Annotated in this window: 16 protein-coding genes; 14 read left to right on the top strand and 2 right to left on the bottom strand. The window is 53.7% G+C overall.

The genetic code is table 11. From position 1 onward, the window contains the following. Position 1 precedes the first annotated feature (1 nt). From M8013_RS14295 to pphA, 14 genes are all read left to right on the top strand, one after another. Positions 2-370, top strand: coding sequence for an HK97 gp10 family phage protein (locus tag M8013_RS14295; RefSeq protein WP_271268467.1), 369 nt, complete (start codon positions 2-4; stop codon positions 368-370). After that, positions 367-750, top strand: a complete 384-nt coding sequence (locus tag M8013_RS14290; protein WP_271268466.1) for a phage tail termination protein — start codon at positions 367-369, stop codon at positions 748-750. The genes M8013_RS14295 and M8013_RS14290 overlap by 4 nt, the downstream gene beginning before the upstream one ends. A 54-nt stretch (positions 751-804) precedes the next feature. After that, on the top strand, positions 805-1,578 hold the full coding sequence (locus M8013_RS14285) for a phage tail tube protein (RefSeq protein ID WP_271268465.1): 774 nt from the start codon (positions 805-807) through the stop codon (positions 1,576-1,578). A gap of 58 nt (positions 1,579-1,636) precedes the next feature. Beyond that, positions 1,637-2,311 (top strand): DUF6246 family protein, encoded by a 675-nt coding sequence (locus M8013_RS14280; RefSeq protein WP_271268464.1) that lies wholly within the window; start codon positions 1,637-1,639, stop codon positions 2,309-2,311. 113 nt (positions 2,312-2,424) lie between these two features. After that, positions 2,425-2,766: a hypothetical protein gene (locus M8013_RS14275; RefSeq protein ID WP_271268463.1), complete on the top strand. Its 342-nt coding sequence runs from the start codon at positions 2,425-2,427 to the stop codon at positions 2,764-2,766. A 14-nt stretch (positions 2,767-2,780) separates the two neighbouring features. Continuing rightward, entirely contained in the window at positions 2,781-3,095 is a 315-nt protein-coding gene (locus M8013_RS14270) for a hypothetical protein (RefSeq protein ID WP_271268462.1), read from the top strand. A 60-nt stretch (positions 3,096-3,155) separates the two neighbouring features. Continuing rightward, positions 3,156-6,368, top strand: coding sequence for a tape measure protein (locus tag M8013_RS14265; protein ID WP_271268461.1), 3,213 nt, complete (start codon positions 3,156-3,158; stop codon positions 6,366-6,368). After that, a complete protein-coding gene (locus tag M8013_RS14260) occupies positions 6,368-6,838 on the top strand; it encodes a hypothetical protein (protein ID WP_271268460.1) in 471 nt (156 codons plus the stop codon). The genes M8013_RS14265 and M8013_RS14260 overlap by 1 nt, the downstream gene beginning before the upstream one ends. Beyond that, entirely contained in the window at positions 6,835-7,323 is a 489-nt protein-coding gene (locus tag M8013_RS14255) for a DUF1833 family protein (protein ID WP_271268459.1), read from the top strand. The genes M8013_RS14260 and M8013_RS14255 overlap by 4 nt, the downstream gene beginning before the upstream one ends. A 9-nt stretch (positions 7,324-7,332) precedes the next feature. Next, positions 7,333-7,713: a nitrite transporter gene (locus tag M8013_RS14250; RefSeq protein ID WP_271268458.1), complete on the top strand. Its 381-nt coding sequence runs from the start codon at positions 7,333-7,335 to the stop codon at positions 7,711-7,713. Next, positions 7,710-10,793, top strand: a complete 3,084-nt coding sequence (locus M8013_RS14245) for a host specificity factor TipJ family phage tail protein (protein WP_271268457.1) — start codon at positions 7,710-7,712, stop codon at positions 10,791-10,793. The genes M8013_RS14250 and M8013_RS14245 overlap by 4 nt, the downstream gene beginning before the upstream one ends. A gap of 57 nt (positions 10,794-10,850) precedes the next feature. After that, the gene (locus tag M8013_RS14240; protein WP_271268456.1) at positions 10,851-12,686 is read left to right on the top strand and encodes a pectate lyase family protein; all 1,836 of its coding nucleotides are present in this window, start codon (positions 10,851-10,853) and stop codon (positions 12,684-12,686) included. A gap of 17 nt (positions 12,687-12,703) precedes the next feature. After that, entirely contained in the window at positions 12,704-12,997 is a 294-nt protein-coding gene (locus M8013_RS14235) for a hypothetical protein (RefSeq protein ID WP_271268455.1), read from the top strand. 556 nt (positions 12,998-13,553) lie between these two features. Continuing rightward, the gene (gene pphA, locus M8013_RS14230; RefSeq protein ID WP_271268454.1) at positions 13,554-14,198 is read left to right on the top strand and encodes a protein-serine/threonine phosphatase; all 645 of its coding nucleotides are present in this window, start codon (positions 13,554-13,556) and stop codon (positions 14,196-14,198) included. On the opposite strand, the gene M8013_RS14225 is transcribed toward pphA, so the two are convergent. Together M8013_RS14225 and M8013_RS14220 are read right to left on the bottom strand one after the other, a co-directional pair. Next, on the bottom strand, positions 14,199-14,390 hold the full coding sequence (locus tag M8013_RS14225) for a YdfD/YebW family protein (RefSeq protein WP_271269089.1): 192 nt from the start codon (positions 14,388-14,390) through the stop codon (positions 14,199-14,201). A gap of 104 nt (positions 14,391-14,494) precedes the next feature. Next, complete coding sequence (locus M8013_RS14220) at positions 14,495-14,734, bottom strand: YebV family protein (RefSeq protein ID WP_271268453.1); 240 nt, start codon at positions 14,732-14,734, stop codon at positions 14,495-14,497. Positions 14,735-14,796 lie beyond the last annotated feature (62 nt).

Below are 14,796 nucleotides of genomic sequence, written 5' to 3'. Positions count from 1 at the left end.
CATGGGTGTTAAAGTTCGAGGTATTCAGAGCGCCGCCCGCAACATGAATCGCATCATTAACAACATTCAGGGGCGGAAGGTAGTCAGGGCGCTGCAGTCGGCAATGCTGATTGGCGGCGCGAGGGCGGCACTGTACACCCCGATCGACACGTCAGCTCTGCTGAACAGTCAATTCAGGGAAATCATCACTAACGGCGCCGTCGTGACCGGGAGGGTGGGTTACTCAACCAATTACGCAGTATTTGTCCACGACCCTGCAAACCCCCAGAGATTCCGGCGCTCCACGGCCAAGAAAGAGTTCCTTACTCTTGGCTTCGAAGAGGAGCGCAGCGCCATTGATGCTGTTGTTGCTAAGGAGCTTTCGCTATGACGCCAATGATGCACGAGCGGGTGCGTAACCTGTTCGTCGGCGCTGGCCTTACCGCCGGGTTCACCGTGCAGCAGCTGATGTATGACGACCCTGGCAGGCTCACAGAGGCGGTGATGGTTTTCAGGCCGAACGGCGGTACCAATATCCGCACCGAACTCGGGTCTGAGTATTACGTCCTGGTCGATGTGATCGCAGCGAAGGACAAGCGGGGGAATGCTTTATCAGCAGTGCAGCGCATTGTCGACTACGTTCAGGCCAATCCTATGGCTGACGAGTGCGTTGGCTATATCGAAAACATGGGCGCGATTCCGCCGCCGGTGCTCACTGAAGAAGGGAGGCTAGTATTCCGACTTCAATTTTCCTGCAATTTTGGCAATTAGCCATATCACCCAATCCCGCTCCGGCGGGTTTCTTTTTATTAAAGGAGTTTTGCTATGGCTAATTGCCCGAATAGCAATGAGCGTCTATTTGGTGGCGCGGTCGTCCTGGAAGTAGCCGATGGCTGCCCGGACGTCAAACCACTTGAGGACGAGTGGCTGTCGCTGGCAGCCGGTACGTCTAAAGGTTTCGACTTCAACCCGAACTCTGTCACTTCGGATGCTGATGATGGTGGTGGCTACGTCGAAACCATCATCACCAACAGCGATTTCACTATCAGTTTTGAGGGTGAGGTGCGCAAAAAGGACAAGCTGGACCAGTATGGCATCGGTAAGTTCATCAAGTATTTTGCCGATGAGCTGAAGGCCAAGCGTCAGCCTGGGATCTGGGTCCGCATGGACTACGGCCCGGTTGAATTTGTTGGATACATGACCGTTACCGCGCTCAGTTCTGATGGCGGCACCAACGATATCGTCACGTTCTCCACTGAATTCAAAGTGGGTGATGCGAGCACTATCGAAGTCAACGAAACTGACGCGCCTGTTACCGTGCCGCTGGCGTTCACTAAAAACCTGCCAGCAACCAAAACAGCTGACGAAGATAACGACGTCGTCTGGGATGTTGAAGTCACTGGCGGCCGCGTGCCGTACTCATTCGCGTGGTACTACGGCAGCGTACTGATCAACCCAGCAATTAACCCAACAGCCGCCACGGCGACGCTGGTTAACCGCGCAGTAACCTCGGCCTCTGCAGGCAGTTATCACTGCGTGGTGACCGACAAAACCGGCGCGACGATTACCTCGGTAACGTCGGTACTGACAGTCAACTAACGGCTATTCCAAAGGGTCGCGTGCGGCCCTTGATAATAACCGCTATACGGAATTAACCATGACCCCACTCAAAGAGATCGGTGAGTGCCTGATCACCTGTGGAAATGAGGAGTACTTCTTCCGCCCGTCGTTTATCAACATGACACGCATCGGCGAGCCGAAAGAGATTGTCCAGACCTTCTACGATCTGCATCACGATGAAGTGTCAGGCCTGCTGCAATCGGCGCTGGCGTCGTACGGACTTATTCCCGGCTGGCTGATCCAACACATCAAGTCGACCAGTTACGGGCGCAAGGCGTTCCTGGCTGCTATGACGGTGCTGGATGCCTGCTGCGATGATGACCTGACGCCGTTAATCGGAGAGATTCGACCGGCAAAAGCATCAGGAAAGTCGTTTAAAATCCGCCGGGGCTCGATGGACGACTTCGACATGCTGGTGATTGCGCAGTCGTTAATAACCCACGGCATCATCGGCAAAGCGAAGGTTCGCAAGCTTCAACGCCATGAGGGCGGGGAGGCGACAACAGATTTTAAGGCCTTCGAGTATATCAGCGCAGCGCGTAATCATTTCGGCATGAGTCGGGGAGAGGCTGAGCAGCTTTCGATGACTGAATTTACGCTACTGATCGCCGCCAAATATCCCGACCAGAAAGGCTTCACAAAAGACGAGTACGACGCGGTTGCCGATGATTACCTGGCCAAGCAGGCGGCGAGAAGGGCGAAAGCCAGTTGACGGCCTGTATATTCCCTTCGGCAACAGTCTGAGATCAATAAATCAGCGTTTGCCGTTGCGCCTGTGCTATTCCTGGGTAGGATGATTCCACTTTTACCAATGGGGATAGGGATATGACTGAAGAGGAATGGCTAAATGGTATGCGTGGGTTGCCTGATGCAGCAATTCTTAAAATTCACTTTGAACTGCAAGATAAAATCAAGAAACACTACAAGCTGCGCAGCGTAGGGGGGAATCTCCAAAAAGCCATTCATTTCTGCCAGCAACAAATAGCTCTTGGCCCACTGTCCATGTCTGCCCTAAAAAATAAACAAACCATGTGCCACGGAGGGGAGTTCTATGCGCCAGCTCATCACGGATATAGGCAATACATAATTATACTTCGTCGTGAAAAGGATTTTGAGGCACTTAGTAAATTAGAATTGAAGAGAATATCTGAAGGGTGGGCAGAATAATGGGAGTAGGGAAAATGAAGACTTTAATTATGGTTGGCTGTATGGCGTTAACGCTTGCTGGCTGCGCCCAGGATCGCCCATTGACATCTTATGATGATGTGGGGTTATGCACGCTTAAAGGGCAAGCTATGGGGTACGGAAACACTGAGATAATGCCAAAAATTCAGGCGGAGTTTGCTCGAAGAGGTAGTTTATCAATTAGCCAGGCTGATTGTGATCTCTACATCCAAACCGGTCAACAAGATGCCAAGGTGAGAATGAAAACAACCGATAATATCATTCAGCAGTCAAATCAGACTCAAACAATAAACGCAATACAAGGCTTTTAAATTACCGTCAATTCCCGAAACCTCGTCACGGCGGGGTTTTTTTATGCCCGGAGATAAATAATGTCTGGCACTGTTAGCGCAGGAACAATCGTTTACGAAGTGGATATGGACACTGCCCGCCTGCTCCAAGGGCGTCGGGATATCGATGCAGCACTGAACGGATTAAATGGCAGCATGGGTCGCCTTGAAGCCAGCGTTAACCGAACAGAACGTTCAATCGGATCGATGGAGCGGACAATGTCCAGCTTGAGCGGAGTCGCCAAGGGCTTGATGGCCGCGCTATCCGTGCAGCAGGTGGCGCAATATGCGGATGCCTGGGTGACGGTGAACAACAAACTCGCTAATGCCGTCCGGCCTAATGAGCAACTGGCTGATGTTACGCAGCGGATCTTCGATATTTCACAGAAGACAATGTCGAGCCTTGACGCTACGGCGGCGCTCTATGGCCGACTGGAACGTGCCACGCGCAGCGCCGGTACAAGCACGGAAGATCTGTCGCGCATCGTTACCACGATCAACCAAGGTCTTGCTGTCTCTGGTGCTACCGCGCAAGAGGCGAGTTCCACGATGATTCAGCTTTCTCAGGCACTGGCGTCTGGCGTGCTGCGCGGTGAGGAATTTAACGCCATTTCAGAAAACGGCTCGCGTCTAGCTGTGGCGCTTGCCGATTCTTTGGGTGTAACCGTTGGCCAACTTCGCAGCATGGCTGCGGAGGGCAAGCTTACTACGGATGTTGTGGTTAATGGGTTGCTAACTCAGGGCGATCAGATTGCCAAGGAATTTGCCAATACGGCCATGACTCTTGGGCAGGCTTTCGAAGTTGCATCAAATAATGTAACCAGGTTCGTCGGCGAATCAACAACCATCAAATCGGCTTACGCTGGGTTTAATAGCACCATAGTCACTCTCAGCGAAAATCTTGACACGCTTGGTGCTGTGTTCGCCGGTCTTGGCCTGATTATGGGTTCAAGGTTTGCCGGAGCGCTGGCGATGGCAACGTCTGAAAAGGTTAAAGCCATTGCGGCTGCAAGGCAGCTCATCATTGCGGAAAATCAAGCTGCACAATCGGCAGCATTGCAAGCTGCAGCGACATTAAGAGGCGCAGAAGCTGCAAAAATAAGAGGTATCGAAGAAATCAGGCTGGCGCAGATGATGAAAGCAACTGCATTTGACGCCGCGAATCTTGCAGCAGCAGAAACCAGGCTTTCAGCTGCCCGCGTCGAGGCTGCTGCGCTAACGGACAACTATAATCGCGCATTGGCCACAAACGTCGCTGCTCAGGATGCGGCAGCTGCAGCTGCATCAAGAGCGTCTGTTGCCGGCGGTCTTCTGCGTGGCGCTCTTGGCTTAATCGGCGGCCCGGTAGGTGCGGCCATGATTGCTGGCGCTGCCATTTACTATTTTTGGCAACAGGCTAAGGAGGCCAGGGAAGAAGCGATAAAGCTTGCTGACACTGTAGACACTCTCACTGGGAAAATGCGAGAAATGTCGCAGGTTCAGCTCTCTGCTGAAATATCTAAACTGCGCGCAACTATTCCTGAACTTACCGATGCCGTAAACGACGCGCAGAACGCGTATGACAAAGCGACAAACAAAGTAAAAGACTACCAGAAAGAGATTGCTAACTGGGGAACCTCAACAAAGCGTGGAAAGCAGGCTCAGGACGCCATGCGCGATGCGCTCGATAATCAGGCCATTGCTGCTGCGGAGCTGCAGAATGCACAGAACCGATTATCACGAGTTAATAGCACCGTTGGCATTGCTCAAGCTGAACTTAACGGCCAGTTAAAGCAGGGTCTTGAGCTCCTGCAGCGTAATGGCCAAGAGGTTGGCGTAGTTTCAGGTTTAATGAACCAACTTGGCAAGTCCATTAACTTTGCCTCATCGGCAAAAGAAAGGTTTAACTCCCAGTCCCTGCGGGTCGATCGGCCAGCAAAGGTTCAGGATTTTCTGGATAAGCAGCTGCAGCAAATTGATCTGCAAAGTGAGCTAAATGCGAGAAAGAGAGAGCAATTAAAGGCTGAGCAGGAGATTCGCGCCCTTGGCGGTAGCGATGCAGATATCCGTATGGCTAGGGAAAGGGCTGGGGCTGAATACGATGCTCTTGAGGCTCAAAAGCAAAACAAAAAGGAACAGAAAGAAGGCGAAAGCCAGGCAAAAAAATCCGCCGCTGCTGCTGAATCCATTGCGCAGAAAATTGCCAAACTTCGCGCTCAATCAGACTTAACCACCGAGTCGGTTGAAAAACGCCGCATCCAGGAGGCAGGGCTCCGCGCGGAGCAGTCGCTGGGAAGTTCAGCAACACAGCAACAACTGTCCGAAGCAAAGGCGCTAGGGGAGGCAAACGAGCGGGCCGCTATTTCCATTCAGAAACGAAAGGAGGCTGAGCAGGGCCAGAAGTATGCGAAGCAGGAGATAGCTGCTGGAGGTACCTCTGTTAATCCCATGACAGGGTTTGCTGATGACCCGCTTGCGCAGATAAATCTTCAAGAAACTCAGAAGCTTGAGGCTCTGGCCAATTATCAAGAGATTGATAAGCAAAACACCCAGCTTTATGAGGATGCAAAAACAGCTATTCAATTGCAGGCATCAAATGCCCGCATGCAGATCGTAAAAGCAGAGGCGGAACAACAAAGAGCCTCCATTCTTTCAATTCTGGGGTCTGCGTCCCAAGGGTTAGATGGCTTGGCATCGATAATCGCAAACTCTGCTGGCAAGAGTAACGCCGCGTACCAAGTCATGTTCGCGGCCAGCAAAGCGTTTGCCATTGCCCAGTCCACCCTCAGCCTGAATACCGCAATCATGCAGGCTATGGCCGATCCAACAGCGCTTACGCCAGCGCAAAAGCTTGCGAACTATGCAGCCATCGCCTCTGCCGGGGCGTCACTGCTGTCGAACGTTGCGAGCATCTCATATGGCGGCGGTCGAGAGCGCGGCGGCCCTGTATCAGCCAGCTCCATGTACCGCGTTGGTGAGGGCGGCAAGCCTGAGATTTTCAAAGCCAGCAATGGCAGCCAGTACATGATCCCGGGCGATAATGGTCGCGTCATCAGTAACCGCGATATGGGCGGCGGTGGCGGTGGGTTCAATTACAGCCCGACTATCCAGATCAACGGTAACCCCGACGATAAAACCATTGCACTGGTGGAGGCAGCCGTTGCCCGTGGTGGCAAGCAGGTCTACCAGCAAATCAGTGGTGACCTGGCCTCAGGTAAAGGAAACGTTTCTAAAGGCTTGCAAAGCGGCTGGACCGCTAAAAGGAGGATCGGTTAATGGGTAAGCAATCCGACATCAACTACCCCCATGAGTACCTGCCAATGCCCCAGCGCTCCGGGCATGGATTCACTCCGGTAAGCCCTCTTCAGCGCTCAACCATGACATCCGGCCGCACGCGCCAGCGACGCAAATACACTTCGGTTCCGACTGAGGCGGGCGTTTCATGGGTGTTTAATGATGCACAGTCTCAACTGTTCGAGGTGTGGTTCCGGGATGTAATCACCGACGGCGCAGCGTGGTTCAACATGCGCATGCGTACGCCGATGGGTGTCGGGGACTACGTCTGCCGGTTCAAGGATATCTACGATGGGCCAGTGCTGTTCGGGTTAGGGTTCTGGAAATTCACGGCAACACTGGAACTGTGGGAACGTCCAATTCTGCCGCCTGGCTGGGGTAATTTCCCTGAGTTCATCGTCGGGCAGAGCATTATTGATTACGCGCTCAATAAGGAGTGGCCGGAAGCATGACAATCCCAACGCTCAACAGGCTTTACGCCAGCGGCGGCAGCGAGATCCTCTTCAACACACTCCAGATTACCGTCGGCGGACAGGAATATTGGCTGGTTGAGAACTTCGAGGATATCACCGCTGTCACGGAAAGCGGTGCGTCAGTGACGTTCCAGGCGGCTGCCATGGCCGTTGCGCTACCAGCAAGAAATAGTGACGGTACGCAGGACCTGAAGTTTGCGGTCAGCAATATCGACGGGGTGGTTTCCACCGCTATCCGTAAAGCGCTGAGCAACCTGAACGACGCTAAGCTGATCATGCGGCAGTACATATCAACACAGCTGAACGCACCGGCTTCACCACCGATAGTTCTTCAGATTAAAGATGGTTACTGGAAAGCGACCGAAGTCCAGATCACTGCGGGCTTTCTGAACATTCTCAAAACTGCGTGGCCGCGCTACCGCTACACGCTGCCTGGCTTCCCGGGCCTTCGCTACCTGCAGTAGGAAATCACCATGTTCAATCCTGACAAATACCTCTCCGTCATCTGGCGGATGGGCGGCCGCGCTTACCCGATTCTGGACTGTTATGGCGTAATTCACGAAGTGCGGCGCGATCTCGGCCTGCCGCAGTGGCCTGTGTTTGAGGGAGTGATCAACGAAGGCTGTCAGATGAATGACACCTACAACAGTTTCCGCAGCAGGGTCCAGAAATGCGAGCCCGAAGATGGCGCAGTGGCGGCCTGTTACACCGCGGGTCTGGTTACGCACCTGGGGATTGCAGTCACCGTGAATGGGGCGTTACACGTCCTCGAGGCTAACCCCAAACGCAACGTGACCATCTTGCCGCTGGCTCGCTTTCTCCGGCAGTACGTCAAAGTGGAGTTCTATAAGTGACGATCCGAATTTACCCATCCCGGCTCGAAGGCGAACCGCTGGAGACACATCAGCACGCCAGCACCACCATTGCGGGCTGGTTTGCCAGAAACGTGCAGGGCTGGCGGCCTGATATGGTCCACCCGGTAGCGCTCGATTTGAATGGTGTTTCGATCCCTCCTGGTGAGTGGGGCTCGCAAATTATCACCCCGGATGATGACGTGCGACTGTATCCCGTGCCGTTCGGACCGGCAGCGCCTGCCTGGCTGGTCTGGACTGCCGTTGCGATCGCCGTCGCGTCGGCGGCGTACTCTATCTACATGATGAGCACCATGTCGCAGCCGGGCAGCGCTGCTCAGCCCGGCAACGGAGACCAGATTGACCTGAACCCGGCGAAGGCGAATGCGGCAAAGCTGGGAGGGGCAATCAGGGAGATTTTTGGCAGATACCGTGTCTGGCCCGATTACGCATTGCAGCCGGTGAGCCGCTTTGTGAATGAGACCAGCATGGAAACGAGCATGTTACTGTGCGTCGGCGTCGGCAATATGGTCATCAACCAGTCTGATATCCGGATCGGCAATACGCCCATCTCTGCGTTCGGTACCGACATCCGTTACACCCTTTATCCGCCAGGTGCGGTGGTGTCCGGTGATGCACGCACTGAGAACTGGTTCAACAGTCCGGAAGTAGGCAACACAGGTTCCGGCACCGCCGGGTTAGACCTCGGGTCGAGCGGGCCGGAGACAGTCAGCATCATCGCTGACGCGCTGGTAGTGTCCGGTAACGCAATCACGCTGGTAGATGTGTCATCCTCTGGCGGTGATGCAGAGATCCCGCCATCATGGACGGCCGGAACGGTAATCACCGTACTGGCACCTGATTCATTCACGGTGGTGTCTTCCGGCGGCTACAGCGTTATTTACGGCGGCATTGAAGAGCTGGCTCCAGTCGTAGGACTGCCTGTGACGCTGAACTACAACGGCAATGATTACGATCTGGTGGTCGCCACTTACGCCCCTGGCGTACCGGCGGTACCAGGGGTGGGCGGCAGCTCTGCGACAATTACCGCGAGTGCAGCGCCGACGACCTACGATTTCAGCAGCGCACCGGTGACATTCAGCCTGAGCTGGCAGGGTACGACTTACCCGGTTTCGCTGGTGACAAACTACGTCACCATGTCGGGGCTGGTTTCCTCGATCACCTCCCAACTCTCCGGCTCCGGTCTGGTTGCCCGCGATAACAGCGGGCGGCTGCAAATTGGTGAGGAAAGCAGCCCATTTGCGGGTGGCGCGATCACCAACAGCGTGCTGCCCGATGCAGTATTTGGCGCAGCGCCCGTCAACACGCCGGGCGTGAAATCAACCGGCGGAACGGCAGCGGTCAGGGCGCACATTACCCTGGCGTATAACAGCGCCGCCGGTACGCCGTTCACCGGCTTGCCGGAGGGTAATCAGCGCTTCTCACTGGGCCTTTTCGGCAATCAGTTCCGGATCACCGACGTCGACAGTCAGACGGTCACCGTTGAGCGCCTTACGGTAACCATTGGGCCTGGCGGTGAGCCAGTCACCACAGCGGATCCATCCTGGCCAGGATTCACTGAACGCACGCTGCTGGATGCAACGGTAACGGGAGTTAGCGACGATTACGAATGGCTGGGGCCGTTCCTTGCCTGTCCGGATGGCGAAACGCTGGACGCTTTCGAGGTGAATATTAACTTCCAGAGCGGTCTGGTTCGTTACACGGACGCGGGCAATAAGCGGTCGATGCCGGTGCGGCTGGTGATCCAGTATCGCAAGGTTGGCGCCACCGCCTGGCAGCAGCAGTCCCCGTTCTACTCACGCAGCACCGAAAATCAGATCGGGTTTACGCATCGCTATAACGTATCGCCGGGGCAATATGAGATCCGGATGCGCCGCACCGAACCGGTTAAGGGTGGCAGCACGCGCGACCAGGTATTCTGGCAGGCACTGCGTTCACGGCTTAGCAAGCGCCCGGCAAAATACGAAGGCGTCACCACCATGGCGCTGACGGTGCGCACCGGGAACCGGCTGGCGGCCATGTCTGACCGCCGCATCAGTGTCACGCCAACCCGGCTGTATAACGGTCACGCTTCACGCAGCATTAGCGGCGCGCTCTATCACGTTCTGGAATCGCTGGGGTTCACTTCCAGCCAGATTGACACCGCGGCGATCGACGCACTCGAGTCAACTTACTGGACACCGCGCGGGGAAACCTTCGACTGGGCGACAAGCGACAGCAAGTCAGCACTCGAGGTGCTGCAGACAATAGTCTCTGCCGGCATGGGTTACTTCCTGCTTTCTGACGGGCTGATTTCTGCTGGACGGGAAGGGGTAAAGCCCTGGGTCGGCATGATCACCCCACAGGAAACTACCGAGGAGCTGCAGACGGCGTTCAAGGCACCGAGTCAGGACGATTACGACGCCGTGGACGTTACGTACATCAGCAGCACAACCTGGGCGGAAGAGACGGTGCAATGCCGGCTGCCGGGGAGCGCAACGCCGCAGAAGGTGGAAGACTTCAAACTGGACGGCGTGCTGAACGCCGATCGCGCTTATCGTATCGGTATGCGCCGGTTGCTGGGCTACCAACTGCAGCGCCTGCAGCACACCACCTCTACTGAAATGGACGCGCTCTGTTATCAGTTCATGGATCGCATTGTGCTGGCCGACGACATCCCGGGCGGTCAGACGCTGAGCTGCCTGATTGCTGATATGACCTATGACAGCAGCAAAATCACCATGGTGCTTAGCGAGCCGCCTGACTGGTCCTTCGAAAACCCGCGCGTGATCATCCGCCACCAGGACGGTCGGGCGGCGGAAATGCTGGTGCCAACACGTATCGATGACTTCACTGTTTCGGTGCCGTACAGCGCAGCACTGGAGCCTGAGTTGTGGGCGATGAACGACGCGTACATTGAGCCGCCGCGCCTGCTTTTCTGTTCGTCGGTGCGTGTGCCGTATGACGCGCTGGTGGGTGAAATATCCCCAGGGAGTGACGGTATCAGTCAGGTAACGGCGATTCAGTATCACCCGGGGAAATACCAGTACGATGACGCGAATTACCCCGGTGACGTCTCTTAACAGCATTTTCAAATTATCTAACCCGCTTCGGCGGGTTTTTTTATGCCCGGAGCGAGCATGACTAAATACGCCACTAATAATCCGCTGGGATCTACTGACCCCAAGGATCTTTTTGATAACTCCCAGAATCTGGACTTCGCGGCAAACGATATCACCCAAGCGATTTGGAAGGACAGGTTTGGTAGAGGCAGGCAAACCTTCTGGGGAATGGAAGAGCGGTTTAACCTGTTTATTCAAAATTCAGGTTATAAGGTTATTGGGGATTACACTTCCGGACCACTGGTAATTACAGAATATAATCAGCTAATCCGCTACCAGGATGAGTTCTGGAAACTTACCGCAGCAACCAGCTTACCATTCACTACTTCCGGCAATAACTCTGCATCCTGGATTATTGATTCTGTCCATTTTGTTAGTGTTGGAGATGCTGCATTACGGCAAGAATTAGCCGCTCCAGGTGGCGCGGGTCTTGTTGGCGGACTTCTAAAACCGATTACATGGTATGGATTTGCGGGAGGAGCCGACCCGACCGGCGTGAAGTTATCGACCGCAGCTTTCCAGGCTTCTTTAGATCAAGTTGGCTATATCAACATTCAGCCTGGTGAGTATTTAATTGACCGCAGCTTAATCATTGCAAAGTCAGCAGTAATATTTGGAGCGGGAAGGGGAATTTCAAAAGTTAAATTCTCTGGAGATGCATCAACACCATTGCTCAAGATATCGCTGGGTTACGCTTCTCAGGCAATGGTCTGTTTGCGCGATGTGACATTTAACTCAACAATCCCTAACTGCGGACCGCTGGTGTCAATATCCACCGATGCTGCAAGTCAGGCTGCCGCGCAGGTTGTAGTGGGTGATATCGACAAGCTGATTATTGGTAATGTCGATGCGTATGGTGATATTGCTACTGGGAACTACTGGAATTGTGGTATTGAAGCTATTGACTGTGGTGGCCTGAATATTAATGGCTTTACGCTCAATAACAAAACGACTGCTGCGCAAACAAATTCAGCGACAGCGGGCTTCAGACTTAAGACAACTGATCCCAAAGTCAGCGTTATCAGAGCTATCACAGCCAGCAATTTCTATATTCTCCGGGCATATTACGGGCTTGAAACCGCGCCGTTCAGCAATGCCGCAGGTGGCATTACCAGTTATTATCTTTCAGACTTCGAAATCGTCGGTGTTAAGAACGGCATCAAGGCTAAAAACTGGTGTGCGGCATGGCACGTTACCGGACACATCGATTCAACCGAACAATGCCTGAATTTCCAGGGCGCTGCACTGACCAACGCCCGCTTTGCCGATTGTGATTTAAGGAAGGGGAATAACGGCGCGCTGGGGTATGTGGCTGGCCCAATGGTGACACTGGATTACGGCGAACAGATTACTTTCTCTGGATCTACGTTCTCAGGGATAAACCTGAATCTTGCAGACGCAAGTAATGTTGCGTTTAGCTTCACGAATGCCTACAACGGATCGTATACATTCCTGATGTCCATACTGGGTAATACCTTCACCAAATTCCAGAATGTGCTCGGCCAAACCAATAGCGCAGCCAATATCGTTATCGGCCCTAATGCTTATAACCAGATCGCTGATGCAATTACCTTCGACGCAAATCTCGACAGTAGCTTTAATTTACACACGCCAATTGCCAGCCTTAGTCCGACGGTTGCTCTGACCGTAGGTGACAGTTCATTCACAGTGGATTTACCGCCGAACAGGTTCAAAAGCGCGCCGAATTACGCAGACGCCCGGCCGGTAAATAATCCTGGTCAGGCTATAAGGGTGGTTTATGACTACGCAGCGTCAACTGCGAGCAAACTGACTTTCAGGGTTTATGGAGTAACTACTGGCGGAACCTTTAGATTTGGCATCACCACAGCATGAGCATACAGGAGAGATAAATGCGTGATATTTCACCTCTGCTTCATGCTGTGGCCGCTGTCGCAGCTCAGGCTGCATATGGCTTTATCTCTGGGGATTGGATAACTGGAGGCTTGTTGGGATGCATCTGGTTTATTTCCCGCGAGCACGCCCAGACTGAGTATCGATGGATAGCGCAATTCGGCAACGGCAAGCGGGCCAACATGCCGTGGTGGGGTGGGTTTGACTGGCGCGCATGGAATCCGCCCAGCCTGCTCGACTGGGTGGTTCCCGTGCTGGCATGCTCTGCAGTTTACTTTGCTGTAACCGCTTAGCGCCTTACAACGGATCGGTGGTGAGTTTGCACAGGGAGGTGTGCCGGGTAAAGCGTAAGGGTTTGCTTTTGGAAGGTGCTGCGAATAGTTTTGATAAGAGTCTGTAGAGTGCGTCAGCGATTTGATGAGGAAGCTTTTCCGAGGTGTAGTCTCACCACGAAGTTTACTCGTCGCGCACTCGAATAGCGTGGCAAGGGTTTGATCTTCAAAGGAGGTAATGGTAAGTTTTGTAACGTTTATTTATGTGGGTTTTGTAACGTAACTTATTGATTTAAAGCGGATAACTCAGGCTACACCGTAAACAGGAATCGTATTCGGTCTCTTTTTATCTGTTGAAAGTAAACGTATTTTTCCGTTACGCACTTTCACAGGCGGGCAACATCCTCTGTTCTTCGTTAAACCATACCACACTCCCGCATGAGGAAGTCCAGCGCTTTTTAGCCGTTTTGTTAAATTATTGCTTATTACCGGCGAAAGCAGGCATTAGCGATAAAACCGCGTGCCAGCAGGCATCAGTCGGGGCTATGCAGCGACTATACTGAACAGAGGAGGCGCTATGTATCTCAAACTTGATGGTCACAACTGGCGACACGTCTGGGTGGTCAGCGATCTGCACGGTTGTTATCCGATGCTGATTGAGGCGATCAAGCAGCACCGTCTCGATCCGTATCAGGATCTGCTGATTTGCGTCGGCGATCTGATCGATCGTGGACCGCAGAGCGTGAAATGCCTGCAGCTTCTCAACGAAAAGTGGTTCTGCGCCGTGCGCGGAAACCATGAGCAGATGGCCCTGGATGCGCTGCACACCCATACGTTTGCTCTGTGGATGATGAACGGCGGCGTCTGGTTTGCTGAATTACAAGGGACGCAAAAGCAGCAGGCGGTGGATCTGTTTACCCGCTGTGAAGCCCTGCCGTGGATTATCGAAATTACCTGTGCCAATGGTGTTAACGTCATTGCGCATGCGGACTATCCTGCCGCGCACTACGCGCTGAACCAACCTGTCGATAAGCAGCGTGTTTTATGGGACAGGGATCGTTTGCGTGGATTAATGGCCGGGGAAGGGGAAGGCATAACCGGGGCGGATCACTTCTGGTTCGGCCACACGCCGCTTAATCAGCGTTTCGACAGCCACAACCTGCATTATATCGATACCGGGGCGGTGTTTGGCGGCACGCTAACCCTGGTGCAGCTGCAGTAACTACATGTCCGCGTACTCTTGCGCCGGTCGCCAGAAGCCGTCGATAAAATCTTCAACCGGGAAGCAACCGCCGTGGCGAATACGCTGAGCGTCCATCGATGCCACGCACTGTGGTTCGGTGTTGTACACATCCACCACGATGTCCTCGCAGCCAGCGTCCAAATAACAGATAAACAGTACCAGTGCGAACATCATTCCCTCAACATAAACTACTCAGTTGATATTGTAGGGGAAGATTGCGAGGTAGGGGAAATTAAGGCAACAAATAACCCGCCTGCGGGCGGGTTCTCTCTGGATCAGGCAAGGCGCATGATCCAGGCATCAGAACGTTGATCGTAATGCTCACGGTACAGAACGGAATGTTCGCCATCGAGGATTGCCGGAACGCTGGTGTCTGCATCCCAGGCGTCAAGCTGCATGCACAGGTCAGGGTCAGATTTACAGGGGATCGTTAACGTTCGTTCGCCCTGATTATCGCCGTTCAACTCGGCATCATCGATTTCGAATGCGCCAATGCGCACATTGGTTTTCGTCATAATGCTCTCCGGTAGGGTGCTGTATTCTGGTACGACCAGTATAGTCGCCCACTTTTCAGCCT

It is taken from the genome of Silvania confinis (assembly GCF_025564085.1).
GTDB classification, from domain to species: Bacteria; Pseudomonadota; Gammaproteobacteria; order Enterobacterales; family Enterobacteriaceae; genus Enterobacter; species Enterobacter confinis.
Note: the sequence above shows the minus strand (reverse complement) of the source record. Positions and strands in the feature narration are given on the sequence as shown.